The organism is Actinomycetospora sp. NBRC 106378, assembly GCF_030269685.1.
Classification (GTDB): Bacteria; Actinomycetota; Actinomycetes; order Mycobacteriales; family Pseudonocardiaceae; genus Actinomycetospora.
In genome coordinates this window covers 33,694-54,046 of the sequence record NZ_BSTT01000009.1, presented here as the reverse complement: position 1 = coordinate 54,046, position 20,353 = coordinate 33,694, and the positions used below count along the sequence as shown (strand labels likewise).

Sequence of the window (20,353 nt, the reverse complement as noted above, 5' to 3'; positions counted from 1 at the left end):
GGCGGATTTTGTATCCTGAGATTGTTGCCACCGACCCGTCGCACGTTACGGCGACGTATCAAGTCCCCTGTCCGTTCCGACGGGCCTCCGAACGGCCGATGGCCTGCCGATCGCGCCGGTCGATATGGCAGGATCACGACACCACGCCCCCCGCCCGAGGGTGGGCTCGGCCCGTGCGCGGCCTCGGATCGAACTCTGTATCCCGCACAGGGGAACCGGGAGGGACAGGCGTGAAGCAGATCGGGCCACGTCACCGCTCGTTGCGCGAAGAGGTCGCCGACGAGCTGCGATCGGCCGTCCTCTCCGGCGACGTCGAGCCCGGCACCCACCTCACGGAGCAGGGCGTGGCGGAACGGCTCGGCGTGTCGCGTCTCCCGGTACGGGAGGCCTTCCGACTGCTGGAGGCCGAGGGCCTGCTGGAGTCGCTGCCGCGACGCGGGGTCCGGGTGGTCGTCCCCGACGACACCGAGATCGCGATGGTGCACGACATCCGGATGGCGCTGGAGCTGCTCGCGGTCGAGCGGACGGCCCAGCGCGCCGATCCCGGGGTCTTCGCCGAGCTCGCGGCGGCGCTCGACGCCGGGGACCGGGCCAGCGCCGACGGCCGCGACGACGAGCTCTCGGCCCTCAACGAGCGGTTCCACGACATGCTCGCCGCGGGCACGGGATCGCGGGTGCTGGCGACGGTACTGAGCTCGATCCGGACGCAGGCGCAGCACCTCGTCGGCGGGCGGACCGCCGCGGCGGAGCTGTCCTGGGAGGAGCACGCCGCGATCGTGCGCGCCGTGCTCGACCAGGACGGGGAGATGGCGTCCATGCTGATGCGACGCCACCTCGTCGCCCGGCACGCGGGCCGTTCCGGGTCCGGGGGCTGACCGGCGCCGTCCGGCCGGTCGGCCCCCGGTCCGGGTCAGCGGGTCAGCGGGTCAGCGCCAGGTGAAGAGCCGGGTCCCGGCCTCGAGCGGGAGGGCCGCACCCGTCCGACGCTCGGTCCCCACCACGAACTCGGCCGGGCCGACCGTCAGTGGTCCGTCCGCGGCGAAGCCCGCCGCGGCGAGGTCGGCGCGGATGCCCGCGCTCGTGGCGTCGAGCACGTCCGCGCCCTCGAGGGCGGTGGCCTGCACCGCCCACACGACGCTCCCGCCGGGGGCGACCAGGCGGGCGAGCGCGTCGGTGGTCCGCCTCCGGTCCGCGGGCCCGACGTGCTCGAACAGCCCGCACACCAGGACGAGGTCCGCGGGGGCGTGGCCGAGGTAGACGTCCGAGACCCCGGCGTCGCCGGTGACGACCTCGAGACCGGTCAGGCCGGCCCCCTCGGCCGCTCCCTCGGCGAACTCGGCGTTGCGCTCGTCGGACTCGACCACCAGGGCCCGCACCGACCGGCCCCGGGGGTGGCGGATGAGGAGCGGGAGCAGGTCACGGGACTGACCGGCCGCCACACTGACGACGGTGCGCGCCCCGCGGTCCAGCTCCGCCGCGATCCGCTCCTGGACGGCTGCGAGCCGGTGCGAGGAGGACGACTCCAGCTCGTCGTAGTCGTCGTGCCAGCGGTACCAGTCGATCGGGGGAGCGACGCTCATGTCGTCCCACTCTTCCCGGTCCGCGCCGCGGGGGACACGGGACGTCGGTCACGGCTCGTCGGAGGAGCCGCGGGAGCGACGGGTCAGGTGGCGTCCGGGTCGAACGGGGCCGCCTCGCCCGGCCGGAGCGGGGTCGCCCGGTCGGACTGTCCCTTGATCACGCCGCTCGCCCCGGCGGCGGGGAGGCCGTGCGCCACGCCGGTGGTGCCGGTCGTGCCGTTGACGGTCGGCGGCGGGGTGTCGGCCGGCGTGGCGGCGCCGGTCCACGTGCCGTCCTGCACCGGGTCGAGCAGGGAGCGCCGCACGGCCGCCCGCGGGTCCATGTTCCGGATCTGGCGCAGGTCCTCGAGCGGCTTGCGGAACTCGTCGAACTCCGGCCCGATCTCGTTGCGCAGCTGGTCGCGGGCGCCCGCCGCGTACTCCCGCACGGTGCGCATGGTGTCGGCCACCCAGCGGATGGCGCCGGGCAGCCGTTCCGGCCCGAGCACGAACAGCCCGATCAGCGCGAGGACGAGGATCTCGCCCCACCCGACGCTCTCGAACACCGGAGGTCCTCCTGGCCTACAGCTGCGCCTGCAGCGACAGGGGCCGACCACCGCGGACGACCCCGAGCGTCACCGTGTCCCCGGGGCGGTGCTCCCGGATCGCGACGACCAGCTCGTCCGCCGAGGCTATCGGGCGCTGGTCCACGCGGGTGATGACGTCACCCTCGAGCACCCCGGCCCGGGAGGCCGGACCGCCCTGGACCACGTTCAGCACCTGCGCCCCGTCCGAGGTCCCGTCGGTGACCGACTTCGCGTTCACGCCGAGGTCGGTGTGCGCGAAGGAACCGGTGCGGATGAGCGACTCGGCGATGACCTTGACGTCGTCGATGGGGATCGCGAACCCGAGGCCGATCGACCCGCCCTGGCCCGAGGAGTCGGAGCCCCCGAGCGTGCGGATGGCGGTGTTGATCCCGACGACGGCGCCGGTGGAGTCGACCAGCGCCCCGCCGGAGTTGCCGGGGTTGATCGCGGCGTCGGTCTGGATCGCGTCGATCACCGGGTTCACGTTCGCGGTCTCGGCGTCGAGCCGCACGGGGCGGCGCAGCGAGCTGACGATGCCGGTGGTCACCGTGCCGGCGAGGCCCAGCGGCGAACCGATCGCGATGACGCCGTCGCCGACCCGCAGGTCCGACGACCGCCCGAGCTGCGCGACGACCGGGTCGGCGACGTTCACCTTGATCACCGCGATGTCGGTCTGCGGGTCGCGTCCGACGATCTGCGCCGGCGCGCGGACCCCGGAGGCGAACACCGCCTCCAGCGTGGCGCGCGGGTCGGTGGCCGCGAGGGAGACGACGTGGTTGTTGGTGACGATGTCGCCCCGCGGGTCGACGACGACCCCGGAGCCGGTGCCCCCGGTGGTCCCCGACCGCACCTCGATGGAGACCACGGCGGGGACGACCCGGCCGGCCACGTCCGCGACCGAGCCCGCCGGACGCTCCTTGCCGGCGTCGACCTGCGCGAGGGTGGCCCCCGGGTCGACGACGGTGTCCGCGCCCTCGGCGGTGAGGTGCCCGACGACGCCGCCGATCGCCCCGACGGCGAGCGCCAGCACGGTCAGCAGCACCAGGGCGCTCGGTGCGACCCGGCGGCCGAAGAGCAGCTCGCGGGCCGACAGCCGCGGACCGGTGGCCCGCCGGTCGGGTTCCGGGTCGCTCTCGCGCACGGCGGGGGCGCCGAGCTCGGCGCCCGCGGAGGGGTCGCGCCACGGGTCGCGCTCGGCGGTGCTGCCGGCCCAGAAGTCGTCGGGGGCGTCGCTGCGGGCGGTGGGGTCCTCCCGCGGGCGCTGCAGCGACTCCGCGGCGTCGGCGGGCCGGCCGAAGGCCCCCGCGAGCGCCACCGAGGGCTCCTGCGCGCCCGTGGCGGTCGGGCCGTCGGTCGCAGCGGGACGGTCGGCGAAGGATCCCTGCGCGCCCGTGGGCCGCGCGAAGTCGGCCGCGAGGTCGGCGTGGCCGTTCGCGTGGCCGTTCGTGCGGCCGTTCCCGTTGCGCGCGTGGCCGTTGCGGTGGCCGTCCGCGACCCCGGTGTCGGCCCCGGTGTCGGGCTCGGGGGGCGCCTCGGGGCGTTCCGTCGTCGCGTTCCGCGACCAGGGGCTGCTCATGGGTGCGCTCTCAGCAACAGCGACGACGCCGGCACCGGCCGGGGGCCGGGCGAGACCGGGCGCGCGCAGTGGATGGTCATCGTCGTGCCACGGTAGAGCGCGGACGACTCCCGGGGCGACACCACCCGATCGTCCGGGTCGGTCCGTGAAGGACCGGTCAGGGCGACGGGCGCGCCCGGGTGGCGTCGCCGGGCGCCACCGGCGGCGTGGTGGGGGTGGGCGCGGCGGACGCCCGGGCCACCGCGTCCTGGACGACGGCCCCGGTCACGGCGTTGCCGCGCTCGCCCACCGCCGGCACCGCGGCCGTCAGCGCGGCGCCCGCGGCCGGTGCGCGCCCCGGTACGGGAGCGACGGGTGCCGCGCCCGCGGCGAGCACCGGGCCGACCACGGCCGCCGCTCCGGCGACGAGGCCGGAGGCGACGACCGCCGGCAGGACCCGTCGTCGGGACCGGGGACCACCGGCGCCGCGGCGGGGACGCCGCGCGGGCGGCGTCTCCGCGGGCACCACGAAGCGGCCGTGCGCGTCGAGGCCGAGACCGGCGGGGACCTCGGGCAGCTCGGCGCTGTCGGGGATGTTGCGCAGCGAGGTCAGCAGCGAGGAGGGGACGCCGGGGGTGTCGGCGGCCCGCAGCCGGCGTCGCGCCTGGCGCTGGGCGCCGACCTCGGCGGCACACGTGAGGCAGTGGTCGACGTGCGAAGCGGCGCGGCCGGCGGCGGCCGTCCCGAGCTCACCGTCGACGTAGGCGACGACCGCGTCGAGCGTGAGGTGGCCGGAGTCGGACCAGCGCGACCAGGGCGTGCCCGGCGAGCGGCCGATCACGACCGGGCTCCCGTCCGCTCCGCGTCCGTCCGACGACGCTCCAGCGCACTGCGGAGGGCCTGACGGCCCCGGTGGATTCGGCTGCGCACGGTCCCCAGTTTGACACCCAACGTGGCGGCGATCTCCTCGTAGGAGAGACCTTCCACGTCACAGAGCACGACGGCCGCGCGGAACTCCGGCGCGAGCTCGTCCAGGGCGCCCTGCAGATCGGGGTCGAGGTGGGCCTCGGAGAAGATCTGCTCGGGATCGGGACCGCCGCCGGGGAGCCGGTCGGTGTCCTCCGGGAGCCCCTCCATCCGCAGACGGCCGCGGCGGCGGACCATGTCGAGGAAGAGGTTCGTGGTGATGCGGTGCAGCCAGCCCTCGAAGGTGCCCGGCTTGTACGCCGCGAGGGAGCGGAACACCCGGATGAACGTCTCCTGGGTGAGGTCCTCGGCGTCGTGCGCGTCGCCGGTCAGCCGGTAGGCGAGGCGGTACACGCGGTCGGCGTGCTCGCGGACGACGTCGTCCCAGGACGGCGGGGTCCAGGCCTCGTCCGCGGTGAAGCCCGGGACGTGCCCCTCGAGGTGGTCGGGGCGCGCGGCGAGCGTCTCGGTCATGGCATCACTCTGTCCGTCGGTCATGACATGCGGGTGAGGGTGGTCTGAGAGAGGGCTGAGGAAGGCGTCCGGCCGACGCGACCGTCGTCACTCCCCCGGGCGGTGCCATCCGGACGCGCGCGGCGCGGCGCGGTGGACCCGGCCCGCTCCCGATCTAGCCTGGGCGACGTGAGCGAGGACGGGGGACTCGAGGGGACACGACGCGTGCGTGCACTGCGGGTCGTCGGTCCGGATCCCGTCACGCCGCCTCCCGTCGCCCCGCCCACCGCCACCCCGCCCGTCGGGAGGACTCCGGTCCGGCCCTCCGATGACGCGGCCCGCCGCGGCCATCACCGTCCGGGGCGGGGAACCGCACGCATCCCGGTCTACCCGCGCGTGCCGACCGGTCCACTCCGTCTGCCGAGCACGTCGTTCGCCGGGCGCCCGCGTCCCGCCGACGACGACGCGACCACCACCCCGCAGACCCTGCCGCGCCTCGTCCCGACCGGGCTTCCCGACGGCGAGGCGGTGCCGGTCGACCCGACCGGGCCCGCGGGCCCCGCCGGGCCCGCGGACGCCGAGGAGCCCGACGAGGGCTCCGGCGAGCGCGAGCGCCTCCGGGCCCGCGCCGAGCGCTTCACCCCCGAGGACGAGGTCCTGGCCGCGGCGCGCGAGCGGGCCGTCGAGCACGGGATCGTCCCGATCGGGGTCGGTGCCGCGGCCGCCCTCACCTTCCTCGCCTCGGCCGGTCGGGCGCGGGCCGTCGTCGAGATCGGCAGCGGCGCGGGCGTCGGCACGGTCAGCCTGCTCCGCGGGATGCCGCGCGAGGGTCTGCTGACGAGCATCGACACCGAGGTCTCGCACCAGCGTCTGACCCGCATCACGTGCGCCGAGGCCGGTTTCGGCTCGGGTCGGGTGCGCATGATCACCGGGCGGGCGCTGGAGGTGCTGCCCCGGCTCTCCGACGGCGCCTACGACCTCGTGCTCGTCGACGCCGCCACCGTGGAGTACCCGCGCTACCTCGACGAGGCGATCCGTCTGCTGCGCCCGGGCGGCGTGGTGGTGCTCGACAACGTGTGCTGGTCCGGGCGCGTCACCGACCCGGCCCGCCGCGACGCGATCTCGGCGGCGTTGCGCGAGACGGTGCGGGCGGTGCGCACCGACGAGCGGCTCGCGCCGCTGCTGCTGCCGGTCTCGGACGGGCTGCTCTGCGCGTCGCTGGTGGGCTGAGGTCCTACGCCCGTTCCGAGCGAACGGCACTCTCGCGCACAGAGATGCTGCGAGAGTGCCGTTCGTTCACCAGGAGGCGCGGGCGGCGCAGAACTCCACGAGCGTGCGGGCCGCGAACCCGGTCGCGCCCTTGGCGACCTCCTCGTGCGGCGCGTCGCACCGGGCGGGCCCGGCGATGTCGAGGTGCGCCCACGGGACGTCGCCGACGAACCGGCGCAGGAACAGCGCCGCCACGATGCCGCCCGGGCCGGGCGGGGCTTGCCGGACGTCTGCGAGCCGGGAGTCGACGTCCTCGTCGTGCCCGGCCGCGAGCGGGACCCGCCACCAGGCCTCGCCGGTCGACTCCCCCGCGCCGGTCAGGTCGGCCGCGAGGTCGTCGGTGGTGGCGAACAGGCCGCCGGTGCGCACGCCGAGCGCGACCTTCATCGCGCCGGTGAGCGTCGCGACGTCCACGACCACGTCCGGCGCGAGCGTGGCGACCGCGTAGCCGAGCGCGTCGGCGAGCACCATGCGGCCCTCGGCGTCGGTGTTGGTCACCTCGGTGGTGCGCCCGTCGTAGTGACGGACCACGTCGCCGGGCCGGTAGGCCGAGCCGGAGACGTGGTTCTCCGCGAGCGGCACCAGGCCGGTGACGCGGACCGGCAGCCCGAGCGCGGCGACGGCGGCGAGGGCCCCGACGACGGCGGCCCCGCCGGAGCAGTCCGTGCGCATGTCGGCCATGCCGGCGTTCGGCTTGATCGAGATCCCGCCGGTGTCGAATGTGATGCCCTTCCCGACGAGCACGACGTGCGTGCCCGCCCCGGGCGGCTCCCAGGTCAGTTCCAGGAAGCGCGGCGGGCGGGACGAGCCGCCGCCGACGGCGAGGACGCCGCCGAAGCCCTGCTCGGCGAGCCAGTGCTCGTCGCGGACCACGGCGCCGACACCGTCGGCCGCGGCGAGGGCGGCCAGGGCCTGCTCGGCGAACCACTCCGGCGACTTGGCGCCGGACGGGCTGTCGGCGAGGTCGCGCGCGGTCGCGGTGGCCCCGGCGAGGACCAGCGCGCGCTCGACGGCGGGCCGCTGGTCCGCCGGCACCTCGACCGTCACCCGCGGCGGCGGGGCGGGCGCGGACGAGCGCACGGAGAACCGGTGCGAGCCCAGCAGCAGGCCGGTGGCGAGCGCATCCCAGTCGGGGGACACCCCGTCGTCGGGGACGACGTGCAGGCGCGCGACGCCCTCGTCCCCGGCGCCGAAGAGCTCGCCCGGGTCGGAGCGACCGGAGGCCACGCGGACGGCGGCCGCGCCGGCCCCGCGCCAGTCCTTCGACGACGCGGCGCCGGCACCGACCAGCCACCGGCCCGCCCCCTGGTCGGGGGCGAGCGCGGCGACGGCACCGGGAGAGGGCACCCAGCCGCTCGGAGCGTCCGAGGGTGCGCCGGCGTCGTCACCGGCGCGGCACAGACGCACGAGCGCGGCGCCGGACGGTCCCGTACCGGGGTCGACGAGGCGGATCTCCGCGAGCGGGGTCGGCAGCGTCGGCGCGGCGAAGGGTGCGGGCGGGGTCGGGGCGGTCACCGCTACGACGAGATCGAGGAGAGGGCCTCCCGCAGATCGCCCGCCTCGTCGGCGGTCATCTCGACGACGAGCCGGCCCCCACCTTCGAGCGGCACGCGCATCACGATGCCGCGCCCCTCCTTGGTGACCTCGAGGGGACCGTCTCCGGTCCGGGGCTTCATGGCCGCCATAGTCGTGCTCCCTCCGCATGGTCGTCGTGGCAGTGAACCCGGTCCGGGCGCGCTGCACACCGCGCGACGATTCTTCCCCATTCCGTCGCGGGGCACGACACCGGAGCGATCATCGGCGCCGGTGTGTCGCTCAGCGCGTCGCGCGGAAGCACCCGGCGAGGTGTTCGTCGACCATGCCGGTGGCCTGCATCAACGCGTGCGCGGTGGTCGGGCCGACGAACCGGAAGCCCCGACGGCGGAGCTCCCGCGCCATCGCGGTGGACGCCGGCGTGGTCGCGGCGACCTCGCCGAGCGTGCGCGGCGACGGCGGCGGTGGGTCGGGCGCGAACGACCACAGCAGGGCGTCCAGACCCGGACCCTCGTCCTCGACGCGCAGCACGGCGGCCGCGTTGGAGACGGCCGCCTCGATCTTCTGCCGGTTCCGGACGATCCCGGCGTCGGCCAGGAGCCGCTCCACGTCGGCCTCGTCGAACCCCGCCACGGCCTCCACGTCGAACCGCGCGAACGCCTCCCGGAAGGCCGGACGCTTGCGCAGGATCACCAGCCACGACAGCCCGGACTGGAACGCCTCGAGGCACAGCCGTTCGTAGAGGGCGTCCCGGCCGTGCAGGACGTGACCCCACTCCGTGTCGTGGTACTCGCGCAGCAGGGGCTCCTGCGCGCCCCACGGACACCGGGCGACGCCGTCCTCCCCGAGGACCGCGTCACCCGCGTCGGCGGGCGCCGTGCTCACCGCTCGGCCTCGCAGCGTGCCGCGAGCTTGCGCAGCGAGTACTTCAGCCCGAGGGCGAACACCGGCGACACCACCGGCCAGCCGACCGCGCCGAGCACGCCGAGCGGGAGGTCGAGCCGCTCACCCCACTCGAAGCGCGACCGCCCCGGCCCCAGCTCGATGACGGTGAACGTGCCCGAGCCGCGCACCACCGAGCCGGTGTGCACGACGGTCGCCCGGTGCGGCGGGTCCCAGCCGACGATGCGCATCGTGTCGGTGACCCCCAGCGGGCCGACGCCGGTGGTGGCGGCGAGCTCGGAGCCCACGCCCACCCCGTCGCCCTTCGTCACGCGGACCCCGGTGCCGAGCATCCACTCGCTCTGGCCCTCCCAGTCGGTGACGGCCTTCCAGACGACGTCGGCGGGGGCGTCGATGTCGACGCCGACCGTGATGTCACGGGTGGCCATGCGCGCCTCCTCGGGTGGCACCGGCTGAAGTGGTCATGCCCGTCGCTCCGCTCACGTCGGTGGGATCGGTGGGGGTGGGGTCGACGTCGGTCACCGAGGTCGGCGCGTCGGCGTCCCCGCCGTCGGCACGAGGGGGCCCCTCGTAGACCGCCAGGCGGGAGCGCAGCGTGTCGACCTCGGCGGCCAGACGGTCGAGCGCCCAGTCCACCTCGCTCATCCGGTATCCGCGGAACGCCTGCTGGAACCGCAGCCCCCGGACGTCGGACCCCAGGAGGTCCCGCGCCGGCAGTCGCGTGGGGGTGGCGCCGGGCGGCATCGGCGCCAGCTCCTCCCCCCGCCCGGCCAGCAGCGACGTCGCGAGGTAGATCACCGCCGCGACGGCCCCGACGACGAGGACGTAGACCAGAGCACTGCCCATGGGATCGATCGTGGCACGACCCCCCGACGGTGACCGTCAGCGGCGGGCCGAGAGCTCCCGGATCGGCGGTCGGTCGTGCGCGGCGACGGGGTGGTCCTCGGGCAGCCAGTGCCCCCCGACCGGGACGAACTGCGTGAGCCCGGCCGACCCGGCGTCGGGAAGGCCGGACCGGCGCAGCACCGCGGAGAGCACCTCCGCGGCGGTGACCCCCAGCGCGCGCAGCGAGCGGTGCCGGTGCTTGCGCACCCCGAGGTCGACCTGGGCGATGGCGTCGAGCCCGCGGCGTTCCTGGGTGTCGAGCAGCAGGCCGATCTCGACGCCGTAGCCCCCCGCGAAGGGCAGCGACTCCAGCAGCTCGCGGGTCGCCGCGTACTCGCCCCCGAGCGGCTGGACGATCCCGGCGAGCTGCGGGCGCAGAGCCGCGAGTGCCGGACGTGCGACGAGCTCGGTGACGCGCCCGCCGCCGTCGCGGACCGCGTCGCCGTCGCCGATCCGCAGCGGGCGGTGGTAGAAGCCCTTGACCAGCTCGACGCCGGGCGCGGTCAGCAGCGGCCCGAGCAGCGAGGGGACGAACGCCGGGTCGAGGTCGACGAGGTCGGCGTCGAGGTAGACGACGAGGTCGCCGCTGGTCGCGGCGAGCGCCCGCCACAGCACCTCGCCCTTGCCCGGGCGCACCGCGACCCCCGGCAGGGCCTCCTCCCGGCTCATCACGCGGGCGCCGGCGGCCCGGGCGACCGCCGCGGTGGCGTCGGTCGAGCCGGAGTCCACGACGACGAGCTCGTCGACCAACGATCCCAGGAGCGGCCGCACCACGGCGACGACGCCGCCGACCGTCGCCTCCTCGTCGAGCGCGGGCAGGACCACCGAGACCGTGCGGCCCGCCTTCGCGACCACGAGCTCCTCGACCGTCCACGCGGGCTCGGCCCAGGTGCGCCGGTCGAACCAGTCAGCCACAGGCGTCCAACGCCGCGTCCACCGTCGTCGTCCGGACGAGCGCCGCCAGCGACTCGTCGCCGACGAACCCGGTGCCCCGCAGCCCCTCGACCCATGCGAGCAGACCGTCGAAGAAGCCGCCCGGGTCGCAGACGACCACCGGCTTGTCGTGCATCCGCAGGTAGCGCGAGGTCCACGCCTCGAAGAGCTCCTCGAGCGTGCCGAGGCCGCCGGGCAGCGCGATCCACGCGTCCGAGCGCGCGTCCATCTCCGCCTTGCGCTCGCGCATGCCCGCCACGACGACGAGCTCGGTCGAGTCCTCGTCGGCGACCTCGCGGTGCACCAGACCCTGCGGGATCACCCCGAGCGTGTGCCCCCCGGCGGCCCGGGCGGCGCGGGTCACCTCGCCCATCATCCCGACCCGCCCCCCGCCGGAGACCAGCGTCCAGCCCCGCTCGGCGATGCCGGTGCCGAGGTCGCGGGCCAGCGCCAGGTACTCCTCGGCGACCGGGCCGGAGGCGCAGAAGACGCAGACCGCCTTCGTCGAGCTCCCCTTCTCAGGTCGAGCTCCCCTATCGGCGTGCTCCCCTTCCTGCTCCGTGGTCCTCACTTCTCCACCAGGTCCTGGAAGCCCCGCTCGACGATCGCCACGACCTCCTCGACGTCGTCGACGACGTGGATGAGGTCGACGTCCTTCGGGGAGATCACGCCGTGCTCCAGCGCGGTGCTGCGCAGCCACTCGACCAGCCCGCCCCAGTACGACGACCCGAGCAGGACGACGGGGAACCGGGTCACCTTGCCGGTCTGGACCAGCACGAGCGCCTCGAACAGCTCGTCGAGCGTGCCGAACCCGCCGGGCAGGCAGACGAACGCCTGCGCGTACTTCACGAACATGGTCTTGCGGGCGAAGAAGTAGCGGAACCCGACGCCGAGGTCGACCCAGGGGTTCAGTCCCTGCTCGAAGGGCAGCTCGATCCCGAGGCCCACCGACAGCCCGCCCGCCTCGGAGCAGCCCCGGTTGGCGGCCTCCATGATCCCGGGACCGCCGCCGGTGATGACCGCGTACCCGGCCTGCGCCAGGGCGGCGCCGAGGGCCATGCCGGTCGCGTAGTCGGGGTGGTCAGGTCGGGTGCGGGCGGAGCCGAACACCGTGACCGCGCGCGGGATCTCGGCGAGCACCGAGAAGCCCTCGACGAACTCGGCCTGGATGCGCTGCACCCGCCACGCGTCGGAGTGCACCCAGTCCCCCGGGCCGCGCGAGTCCAGCAGCCGCTGGTCGGTGGTGGACGACAGCCGCGCGGGGTCCTTGTGTTCGGCGCGCCGCTTGTCGATGGTCGTCGGCCGCGGCGTCGTCAGGTCGTCGAATCGGGCTTCCGTCACGGGCGCCAGCGTAGGGACGACCGGTCGGGGGGTTCGCGGCGGACGCGAGCCGGTCACCCGGAATTCAGCGTGTGCGCGCCGTGCCCGCGGGTATGCAGTTGAAGAAGCAACCATTTCCGAACCGCGAGAGGACGATCCCCCTTGGCCACGAAGGTCGCCGTCATCTACTACAGCCAGACCGGCACGATCCACCAGCTGGCGCAGGAGTACGCCGCGGGTGCAGAGAAGGCCGGCGCGGAGGTGCGGCTGCGCACGGTGCACGAGCTCGCCCCGCAGGCCGCCATCGACTCGAACGAGAAGTGGAAGGCGCACCGCGAGGAGACCGCGGACACCCCCGAGGCCACGGCCGACGACGTCCTCTGGGCCGACGCCGTCGTCTTCGGGACGCCGACCCGGTACGGGAACGTCTCCGCGCAGCTCAAGCAGTTCATCGACACGCTCGGCCCGCAGTGGGCGCAGGGCCAGCTCGCCGACAAGGTCTACTCGGGCTTCACCTCGAGCTCGACGCTGCACGGCGGCCAGGAGTCGACGCTGCTCGCGCTCTACAACACCATCCACCACTTCGGCGGTATCATCGTCTCCCCCGGCTACACGGACGGGATCATGTTCGCCACCGGCAACCCGTACGGCGTCTCGCACGTCGACGGGCAGGGCACGATCCCGATCTCCGACGAGACCCGGCAGGCCGCGCAGTTCGCCGGCGGGCGGGTCGCGGGGATCGCCGCGCAGCTGACGGCGGGCCGCGACGCGGCGCTGGCGGCCAGCTGACGCCCCCACGTTCCGAGCGAGCGGCACTTTCGCGCACAGAGAGGCTGCGGAAGTGCCGTTCGTACGTTCCGGGGCTACGCCAGATAGCGGCGCAGCGTCTCCGTGCCCGCCGTGATGCGCCGGACGTCGACGTGCTCGTCGCGGGTGTGCGCGAGGTTCGGGTCGCCCGGACCGAAGTTGACCGCCGGGATGCCGAGGGCGGAGAACCGGGAGACGTCGGTCCAGCCGTACTTGGCGACCGGCGTCTCCCCCGACGCCGCGACGAACTCGGCGGCGGCCGGCGCGGACAGCCCCGGCAGCGCCCCCGGGGACCGGTCGGTGATCTCCAGCGGCACGCCGTCGAACACCTCGCGCACGTGCTGCTCGGCCTGCGGCAGGGAGCGGTCGGGCGCGAAGCGGAAGTTGACCGTCACCTCGCACAGGTCGGGCACGACGTTGCCCGCCACGCCCCCGCCGATCCGCACGGCCTGCAGTCCCTCGCGGTAGACGCAGCCGTCGATGTCGACCGTGCGCGGCTCGTAGGCGGCCAGCCGGTCGAGGACGGGCGCCGCGGCGTGGATCGCGTTCTCCCCCAGCCAGGACCGCGCGCTGTGCGCCCGGCGGCCCTCGAGCCGCAGCACCGCGCGCATCGTGCCCTGGCAGCCGCCCTCGACCGCGCCCGACGTCGGCTCCCCCAGGATCGCGAGATCGGCGTCGAGCCAGTCGGGCAGCGTCCGCTCGATGCGCCCCAGCCCGTTGCGCGTCGCCTCGATCTCCTCGCAGTCGTAGAGCACGAGGGTGACGTCGTGGGCGGGCTCGGCCAGCGTCGCGGCCAGGTGCGCCATGACCGCGACCCCGGCCTTCATGTCGGAGGTCCCGCAGCCGTAGAGCAGGTCGCCCTCACGTCGCGACGGCACGTTGTCGGCGATCGGCACGGTGTCGAGGTGCCCGGCGAGCAGCACCCGCCGGTCGCGCCCGAGCAGCGTCCGGGCCAGCACCGCGTCCCCGGACCGGATCACCTCGAGGTGGTCGTGCTCACGCAGCGCGCTCTCCATCGCGTCCGCCAGCACCTCCTCCTCGCCGGACACGGAGGGCACGTCGACGAGGGCCGCGGTGAGGTCGACGGGGTCGGCGGACAGATCGATGCGCACGGCGGTCCAGCGTAGAGGGGCACCGATAGGCTGGTCGGCGATGAGCACCGCGAGCAGCACCCCGGGCAGGGCCGTCGGACTCGGCCTCGCGACCGTCGCCCTCGACGGCACCGTCCTCGACACCTGGTACCCGCTGCCGGAGCTGTCCTCCGAGAGCGACGACATGGCCGCCGAGGCCGGCACCGTCGTCGTCCCCGCCGGGGAGCTCGAGCCCTCCCTGGTGGAGACGCTGGGCACCGACGAGGTCCGCGGCGTCGAGGTCGTGGCGGTGCGCACCGTCTCCGACCTGACGGGCCCGCCCGCGTCGGCCTACGACGTCTACCTGCGCCTGCACCTGCTCTCCCACCGCCTCGTGCGCCCGCACGGCGTCGACCTGTCCGGCATGTTCGGGCTGCTCGCCAACGTCGTCTGGACCAACCACGGGCCCTGCCCGGTGCCGGAGTTCGAGCGGGTCCGCGCCCGGCTGCGCGCCCGCGGGCCGGTCACCGTGTACTCGGTCGACAAGTTCCCGCGGATGGTCGACTACGTGATCCCGACCGGGGTGCGCATCGGCGACGCCGACCGCGTCCGCCTCGGCGCGCACCTCGCCGAGGGCACGACGGTGATGCACGAGGGCTTCGTCAACTTCAACGCCGGCACCCTGGGCGCCTCGATGGTCGAGGGGCGCATCTCCGGCGGCGTCGTCGTGGGCGACGGCTCGGACGTCGGCGGCGGCGCCTCGATCATGGGGACGCTCTCCGGCGGCGGCAAGGAGGTCATCTCGATCGGCGAGCGCTGCCTGCTCGGCGCCAACGCCGGCATCGGGATCTCCCTCGGCGACGACTGCGTGGTCGAGGCGGGCCTCTACGTCACCGCGGGCACGCGGGTCACCCTGGACGACGGCGCGGTGGTCAAGGCCGTCGAGCTCTCCGGCCGTTCGGGCCTGCTGCTGCGCCGCAACTCCACCTCCGGCGCCGTGGAGGCGCTGCCGCGCACCGAGGGCGCGAAGGTGGAGCTCAACGAGGCGCTGCACCAGAACTGACGGGGGCTACCAGCCCAGCGCGAGCTGCATCCGCGCGCGTTGGGCCGGGTCCTCGAGGGCGTCGCCGTAGATCTGGTGCAGCTGGTTCATCCGGTACCGGACGGTCTGCGGGTGGACGTGCAGTTCCTCGGCGACGGCCCGCCGGTCGCCCATGTGCCGTAGCCACGAGCGCAACGTCTCACGCAGGCGGTCGCGGGCACCCGGCGGACAGGCCTCCAGGGGCGCGAGGACCTGGTCGCCGAGGGCGTCGAGCAACTGCTGGTCGCGGTGCACGATGATCGCGTCGAGATGGTCCGCGACGAACAGCGGGTCGTCGGAGAGCAGGTGCTCCTCGGTCAGCCGAGCGGCGATCTCGGTCAGGGCGAGGCTGCGGGCGACCTTCTCCAGTGGCACGGGCGCACCGATCGTGGCGTGGGCGCCGTGCAGCAGCCGACGCAGCACGGCCCGCTCGCCACCCCCCGGCGACCGGTGCGGCACGAGGGCGCCGACCAGCGACGGACGCCGGACCGGGAGGGCCTGCGCGTCCAGCCGGGACAGCGCGCGGGCGTGATCGGGCTCCACGAGCACCACCGACAACCGCTCGGGCACCGGCCACTCCGCCCGCCGCGCGGCCGCGCGCACCGCGATGGGGTCGGCCGGCTCGGCGAGGAGCAGCTCGACCAGGGCTTCCCGGTGCCGGTCGCGCAGCACCCCGGCCTCCTCCTGCTCGAGCACGTACCCGTGCGCGGAGGCGGACGAGAGCTGGTCGACGAAGAAGAACACCGCCTCGGCGAGACCCGCCAGGTCCTCGGACCGCAGCCCGATGACCAGAGCCGCCGCGGAGACGTGGCGCCAGAGGGCCCGCCCGCCGATCTGGTAGGCCGCGAGCAGGTCGGGCAGGGCGCGGCCGTCGCGCCACTGCGAGCGCCCGAGGTCCTCGAAGAAGTCGAGCTCGACCTCGTCGCCGGGGGCCGGCTCGCCCATCAGGGCCACGATCCGACCGGCGACCGCCCCGGCGGACCGAGTGACCGACTCGAGATGCTCGGTCAGGAAGCGGGCGTAGTCGGGCACCCGCTCGGTCAGCTCGTCGCGGACCTCGGCGACGAGCCGGGGCATCCGGGCGACCACCGCGTCCACGAGGGCGGCGCGTGAGGTGTCGGGGAGCACGGTCACGTCTCCACCTCCTCGTCACGGACACAACTCGTTAGTCATGACAACGACGTCGGATTCCACGGTAATCCTGCGCCGCTTGTGCCGCACCGACAAAAAAGGGCGCTCGCGTTGATCGTCGGGGTCAAGACCTGTCGTGTGCGCCACAAGCACGATCGGACGCATGCCAACAGGCTCACCGGCGTCCCCCACGACGCCGGCCCGGCTCGCGCAGGCCGAGCGTGCGGAGAACTTCCCGGTGGCGCTGCGCGTGCTGCCGGCTGCGCGCCGCGCGGAGCTGCTGGCGGTCTACCGGGTGGTGCGGACGGTCGACGACGTCGGCGACGAGGGCGACGCCACCCCTGCGGTCCGGCTCGCCGCCCTCGACACGCTCGACGACGACGTCCGGCGGGTCTTCGCGGGCGCGGCGCCACGGCATCCCGTCGTCGCGGACCTCGCTCCGCACACCGACCGGCTGCCCGAGCAGCCCTTCCACGACCTCGTCGCCGCCAACCGACAGGACCAGCAGGTCACCGGGTACGCCACCCGCGAGGACCTCCTCGCCTACTGCCGACTCTCCGCCGTCCCGATCGGCCGGCTCGTCCTCGCGGTCTTCGCGGTCCCCACCACGCCGGCGGTGCTGGCGGCCTCCGACGCCGTCTGCGTCGCGCTGCAGCTCCTCGAACACCTCGCCGACGTCGGCGAGGACCGGCGGCGCGGCCGCATCTACCTGCCCGCCGACGCCCGCACCGCCGCGGGCGTCACCCCCGCCGACCTCGACGCGCCCGTCGCCGGGACCACGCTGCGTCGCCTCGTCCTCGCCGAGACCGCCACGGCGCGGGAGCTCCTGACGTCGGGCGCGGCGCTCGTGGCGCGCCTGCGCGGACCCGCCCGGCTCGCCGTCGCGGGCTACGCCGCGGGCGGGTTCGCCGCGGCCGACGCGCTCCGCCGCACGGGCGGGGACGTCCTGGGCCGACCAGCCCGGACCCGTCGTCGGGACGTCGCCCGGCACGTGGTCCGGCTGCTCCTCCTCCCCCGCTCCCAGGAGACCCGATGACCACTCCCACCGCCGCGTACGCGATGTGCGAGGAGATCACCCGCACCGAGGCGCGCAACTTCCACTACGGCATCCGGCTGCTGCCCCCGCCCCGGCGGGCCGCGCTCTCCGCGGTCTACGCCCTCGCCCGCCGCATCGACGACATCGGCGACGAGCCCGGCGCGACCGCCGCCAAGCAGTCCGCCCTCGACGACGTGCGGGCGCGGATCCGACGCCTGCCCGACGACGCCGGCGACGACCCGGTGCTCGTCGCGGTGGCGGACGCCGTGCGGCGCTTCCCCGTGCCCCTCGGCGCCTTCGACGAGCTCGTCGACGGGGTGGCGGCCGACGTCGCCGCCGACGACGCCTACGCGACGACGGGAACGCCGGCCCGCCCGTACCGGACCTTCGACGACCTGCTCAGCTACTGCCGCTGCGTGGCCGGCTCGGTGGGGCGGCTCTGCCTCGGGGTGTTCGGGACGCGGGCCGGGGTGCCGGTCGAGGAGGCCGCGCCCCTCGCCGACGCCCTCGGGCTCGCCCTGCAGCAGACGAACATCCTCCGCGACGTCCGTGAGGACCTCGGCAACGGCCGCATCTACCTGCCGGCCGAGGAGCTCGACCGGGCCGGGGTCGCCCTTCGGCTCGGACCGGACGGGCGGCTGGCCGACCCTGACGGCGCGCTCGCGGATGTCGTCCGCGACGCCGCCGCCCGCGCCCGCGGCTGGTACGCCGAGGGGCTCCGACTCGTCCCGATGCTCGACCGTCGCTCCGCCGCCTGCACCACGGCGATGTCCGGGATCTACCGCCGGCTCCTCGACGAGATCGCCGACGACCCCCGCCGCACCTACGACCGGAGGCTCTCCCTCTCCGGACGGCAGAAGGCTCTCGTCGCGGTCCGCTCGCTCGTGGGAGCCGGACGGTGAGCCGGGTCGCGGTGCTCGGCGGCGGCCTCGCGGGCCTCCGCGCCGCGCTCTGCGCCGCCGACGCCGGCCACGCCGTGACGCTGCTCGAGCGCCGCCCGCGCCTCGGCGGCCTGGCCGGTTCCTTCGAGCGGGCCGGTCGGGGCGTCGACGCCGGCCAGCACGTGTTCCTGCGCTGCTGCACGGCCTACCGGAACCTGCTCGACCGGCTCGGGGTCACCGAGCAGACCGTGCTCCAGGACCGCCTCGACGTCACCGTCCTGCGCCCCGGCCGCGCCCCCGCCCGACTGCGCCGCACCGGCGCCCCTGCCCCGCTCCACCTCGCCGGGAGCCTGCTGCGCTACGACCCGGTCCCCCTGCGGGCCCGCCTCGCCCTCGGACGGGCCGCGCTGGCGCTGCGCGGCGTCGACCCCGCCGACCCGGCCGGCGACCGCGAGACCTTCGGCGCCTGGCTGCGCCGGCACGGCCAGTCGCCCGCCGCGGTGCGCGGGGTGTGGGACCTCATCGGGCTCCCGACCCTGAACCTCCCGGCCGACGAGGCCTCGCTCGCCCTCGCCGCGGTGGTCTTCCGCCTCGGCCTACTCGGGGACGCCGACGCCGCCGACATCGGCTGGGCCCGGGTTCCCCTCGGCGAGCTGCACCACGACGGGGCCCGCCGCGCGCTGGCGGCCGCGGGCGTCGTCGTCGAGACCGGGGCACGCGTCACGGCCGTCGCGCCGGACCTCCGGGTCACGACGACGGGTCGCGACGGCCGCCGCGCGACCCTCGCCGCCGACGCGGTCGTCTGCGCGCTGCCGCCGGAGGCCGCCGCGACGGTGCTGCCCGAGCCCGTGGCGTCCCGGCTCGCCCTCGACGCGGCGGCCCTCGGAGCGAGCCCGATCGTCGACGTGCACCTGCACTACGACCGCCCGGTCCTCGACGTCCCGTTCGCCGCCGGCCTGGAGTCGCCCGTGCAGTGGGTCTTCGACCGGACCCGGCCCGGTGACGCCGGCCAGTACGTCGTCGTGTCGCTCTCCGCCGCCGACGCGTACCTGCGCCGTCCGACCGCGGATCTCGTCGCGACGTTCACTGCCGAGCTCGCGTCCCTCCTCCCGCGGGCCCGACCCGCGCAGCTGCTGGACGCCTTCGTCACCCGCGAACCGCGGGCGACCTTCCGGCCGGTCCCGGGCACCGCCGCCCACCGACCGGCCGCGACCACGTCCGTGCCCGGCCTCGCGCTGGCCGGGGCGTGGACCGACACCGGATGGCCCGCGACGATGGAGGGTGCCGTGCGCAGTGGGGAGACGGCGGCCGCGGTGGTGGCCCCGCCCGGGCCGGCGGACCGGGTGGCCGCGTGACGGCCGCGCCGCAGGTCGGGGCGGCGATCGACGTGCCCGCGGTCCTCGGGCGGTGCCGGGCGCTGGTGGACCCGGCGCTGCGCGGCGCGGTCGCGCGGCTCGACCCGACCAGCGCCGCCCGCAGCGCCTACCACCTGGGCTTCACCGACGCCGACGGCGCGCCCGTGCGGGGCGGCGGCAAGGCCCTGCGGCCCGCGGTCACGCTGCTCGCCGCGCAGGCGTGCGGCGGGGACGCGGCGCCCGCCGTGCCCGGGGCCGTCGCGGTGGAGCTGGTGCACAACTTCTCGCTGGTGCACGACGACCTCATCGACGGCGACGCCGAGCGCCGGCACCGGCCCACGGTGTGGGCCCGCTGGGGCGCGGCGTCGGCGGTGCTGACCGGCGACGCGATGCTGGCGCTCGCCACCGAGGTCCTGCTCGAGGCGGGTGGCTCGGCAGCGGCCCTCCTGCTCGCCACGACGGTCCGGGAGCTCGTCGGCGGCCAGGTCGCCGACGTGGCGTTCGTCGACCGGGACGACGTCGGGGTCGACGAGTGCCTGGCGATGGCGCACGGCAAGACCGGCACGCTCCTCGGCGCCGCCGCGGAGATCGGCGCGGTCCTCGCCGACGCGCCCGCCGCGTACCGGGCCGCGCTGCGCACGTTCGGCGCCGAGCTCGGCCTCGCCTTCCAGCTCGTCGACGACCTGCTGGGTATCTGGGGCGACCCGGCGGTGACCGGCAAGCCGGTGCTCGCCGACCTGCGGGAGCGCAAGAAGTCGCTGCCGGTCACCGCGACCCTGACCCACGGCGGACGGGCCGGACGGGAGCTGGCCGCCTGGCTCGCGAGCCCCGCCGACCATGCCGCCGACGACCTCGCCCTGCGCCGCGCCGCCGCGCTCGTCGAGGCCGGCGGGGGCCGCGCCTGGGCCGAGGCCGAGGCCCGCCGTCGACTCACCGCGGCCGGGGCCGCGCTGGACGAGCTGCCCGACTCCCCCGCGCGCGCGGAGCTGCACGCCCTCGCCCACCACCTCGCCCACCGGGAGGCCTGAC

The 20,353-nt window shown here is 75.7% G+C and carries 23 protein-coding genes; 8 read left to right on the top strand and 15 right to left on the bottom strand.

From position 1 onward, the window contains the following. Positions 1 to 230 precede the first annotated feature (230 nt). A complete protein-coding gene (locus QSK00_RS19620; protein WP_285593155.1) occupies positions 231 to 875 on the top strand; it encodes a GntR family transcriptional regulator in 645 nt (214 codons plus the stop codon). Between the two features lie 51 nt (positions 876 to 926). Here QSK00_RS19620 and QSK00_RS19615 read toward each other — a convergent pair whose 3' ends face one another. From QSK00_RS19615 to sigE, 5 genes are all read right to left on the bottom strand, one after another. Further along, on the bottom strand, positions 927 to 1,580 hold the full coding sequence (locus QSK00_RS19615; RefSeq protein WP_285593153.1) for an SAM-dependent methyltransferase: 654 nt from the start codon (positions 1,578 to 1,580) through the stop codon (positions 927 to 929). Between the two features lie 83 nt (positions 1,581 to 1,663). Beyond that, a complete protein-coding gene (gene tatB, locus QSK00_RS19610) occupies positions 1,664 to 2,125 on the bottom strand; it encodes a Sec-independent protein translocase protein TatB (protein ID WP_285593152.1) in 462 nt (153 codons plus the stop codon). A 16-nt stretch (positions 2,126 to 2,141) separates the two neighbouring features. Next, positions 2,142 to 3,722, bottom strand: coding sequence for a S1C family serine protease (locus tag QSK00_RS19605; protein ID WP_285593150.1), 1,581 nt, complete (start codon positions 3,720 to 3,722; stop codon positions 2,142 to 2,144). A gap of 157 nt (positions 3,723 to 3,879) precedes the next feature. Next, a complete protein-coding gene (locus QSK00_RS19600; RefSeq protein WP_285593148.1) occupies positions 3,880 to 4,542 on the bottom strand; it encodes a hypothetical protein in 663 nt (220 codons plus the stop codon). Next, positions 4,539 to 5,141: an RNA polymerase sigma factor SigE gene (gene sigE, locus QSK00_RS19595; RefSeq protein ID WP_285593147.1), complete on the bottom strand. Its 603-nt coding sequence runs from the start codon at positions 5,139 to 5,141 to the stop codon at positions 4,539 to 4,541. The genes QSK00_RS19600 and sigE overlap by 4 nt, the downstream gene beginning before the upstream one ends. A gap of 375 nt (positions 5,142 to 5,516) precedes the next feature. On the opposite strand from sigE, the gene QSK00_RS19590 reads away from it, so the two are divergent. Then, positions 5,517 to 6,350, top strand: coding sequence for an O-methyltransferase (locus tag QSK00_RS19590; RefSeq protein WP_352231156.1), 834 nt, complete (start codon positions 5,517 to 5,519; stop codon positions 6,348 to 6,350). A gap of 66 nt (positions 6,351 to 6,416) precedes the next feature. On the opposite strand, the gene QSK00_RS19585 is transcribed toward QSK00_RS19590, so the two are convergent. From QSK00_RS19585 to QSK00_RS19550, 8 genes are all read right to left on the bottom strand, one after another. After that, the gene (locus tag QSK00_RS19585) at positions 6,417 to 7,904 is read right to left on the bottom strand and encodes a leucyl aminopeptidase family protein (protein WP_285593145.1); all 1,488 of its coding nucleotides are present in this window, start codon (positions 7,902 to 7,904) and stop codon (positions 6,417 to 6,419) included. 2 nt (positions 7,905 to 7,906) lie between these two features. Beyond that, on the bottom strand, positions 7,907 to 8,074 hold the full coding sequence (locus QSK00_RS19580) for a DUF3117 domain-containing protein (protein WP_018335229.1): 168 nt from the start codon (positions 8,072 to 8,074) through the stop codon (positions 7,907 to 7,909). Between the two features lie 130 nt (positions 8,075 to 8,204). Then, a complete protein-coding gene (locus QSK00_RS19575; RefSeq protein WP_285593141.1) occupies positions 8,205 to 8,807 on the bottom strand; it encodes a DNA-3-methyladenine glycosylase I in 603 nt (200 codons plus the stop codon). After that, a complete protein-coding gene (locus tag QSK00_RS19570) occupies positions 8,804 to 9,253 on the bottom strand; it encodes an SRPBCC family protein (protein WP_285593139.1) in 450 nt (149 codons plus the stop codon). Before QSK00_RS19570 ends, QSK00_RS19575 begins: the two co-directional genes overlap by 4 nt. Then, complete coding sequence (locus tag QSK00_RS30425) at positions 9,240 to 9,671, bottom strand: DivIVA domain-containing protein (protein WP_352231155.1); 432 nt, start codon at positions 9,669 to 9,671, stop codon at positions 9,240 to 9,242. The genes QSK00_RS19570 and QSK00_RS30425 overlap by 14 nt, the downstream gene beginning before the upstream one ends. Before the next feature lie 36 nt (positions 9,672 to 9,707). Beyond that, a complete protein-coding gene (locus QSK00_RS19560) occupies positions 9,708 to 10,625 on the bottom strand; it encodes a glucosyl-3-phosphoglycerate synthase (protein ID WP_285593137.1) in 918 nt (305 codons plus the stop codon). Beyond that, complete coding sequence (locus QSK00_RS19555; protein WP_285593135.1) at positions 10,618 to 11,214, bottom strand: LOG family protein; 597 nt, start codon at positions 11,212 to 11,214, stop codon at positions 10,618 to 10,620. The genes QSK00_RS19560 and QSK00_RS19555 overlap by 8 nt, the downstream gene beginning before the upstream one ends. Next, positions 11,211 to 11,936, bottom strand: a complete 726-nt coding sequence (locus QSK00_RS19550; protein WP_285593518.1) for an LOG family protein — start codon at positions 11,934 to 11,936, stop codon at positions 11,211 to 11,213. Before QSK00_RS19550 ends, QSK00_RS19555 begins: the two co-directional genes overlap by 4 nt. A gap of 189 nt (positions 11,937 to 12,125) precedes the next feature. Here QSK00_RS19550 and wrbA point away from each other — a divergent pair, with 189 nt between their 5' ends. After that, positions 12,126 to 12,752, top strand: a complete 627-nt coding sequence (wrbA, locus tag QSK00_RS19545; protein ID WP_285593133.1) for an NAD(P)H:quinone oxidoreductase — start codon at positions 12,126 to 12,128, stop codon at positions 12,750 to 12,752. 74 nt (positions 12,753 to 12,826) lie between these two features. Here wrbA and dapE read toward each other — a convergent pair whose 3' ends face one another. Further along, positions 12,827 to 13,882 (bottom strand): succinyl-diaminopimelate desuccinylase, encoded by a 1,056-nt coding sequence (gene dapE / locus QSK00_RS19540; protein WP_285593131.1) that lies wholly within the window; start codon positions 13,880 to 13,882, stop codon positions 12,827 to 12,829. Positions 13,883 to 13,922: 40 nt separating this feature from the next. Between dapE and dapD the strand changes: the two genes are divergently transcribed. After that, a complete protein-coding gene (dapD, locus tag QSK00_RS19535) occupies positions 13,923 to 14,903 on the top strand; it encodes a 2,3,4,5-tetrahydropyridine-2,6-dicarboxylate N-succinyltransferase (protein ID WP_285593128.1) in 981 nt (326 codons plus the stop codon). 6 nt (positions 14,904 to 14,909) lie between these two features. Here dapD and QSK00_RS19530 read toward each other — a convergent pair whose 3' ends face one another. Further along, positions 14,910 to 16,055 carry a PucR family transcriptional regulator gene (locus QSK00_RS19530; protein ID WP_285593126.1) on the bottom strand — a complete coding sequence of 382 codons (1,146 nt, stop codon included), beginning with the start codon at positions 16,053 to 16,055 and terminating at the stop codon, positions 14,910 to 14,912. Between the two features lie 160 nt (positions 16,056 to 16,215). On the opposite strand from QSK00_RS19530, the gene QSK00_RS19525 reads away from it, so the two are divergent. The 4 genes from QSK00_RS19525 to QSK00_RS19510 are packed head-to-tail and all read left to right on the top strand — an operon-like array spanning position 16,216 to position 20,352. Then, positions 16,216 to 17,088, top strand: coding sequence for a squalene/phytoene synthase family protein (locus QSK00_RS19525; protein ID WP_285593123.1), 873 nt, complete (start codon positions 16,216 to 16,218; stop codon positions 17,086 to 17,088). Continuing rightward, positions 17,085 to 17,990, top strand: coding sequence for a squalene/phytoene synthase family protein (locus QSK00_RS19520; RefSeq protein ID WP_285593121.1), 906 nt, complete (start codon positions 17,085 to 17,087; stop codon positions 17,988 to 17,990). Before QSK00_RS19525 ends, QSK00_RS19520 begins: the two co-directional genes overlap by 4 nt. After that, positions 17,987 to 19,324, top strand: coding sequence for a hydroxysqualene dehydroxylase HpnE (gene hpnE / locus QSK00_RS19515; protein ID WP_285593119.1), 1,338 nt, complete (start codon positions 17,987 to 17,989; stop codon positions 19,322 to 19,324). The genes QSK00_RS19520 and hpnE overlap by 4 nt, the downstream gene beginning before the upstream one ends. Beyond that, entirely contained in the window at positions 19,321 to 20,352 is a 1,032-nt protein-coding gene (locus QSK00_RS19510; RefSeq protein WP_285593117.1) for a polyprenyl synthetase family protein, read from the top strand. The genes hpnE and QSK00_RS19510 overlap by 4 nt, the downstream gene beginning before the upstream one ends. Position 20,353 lies beyond the last annotated feature (1 nt).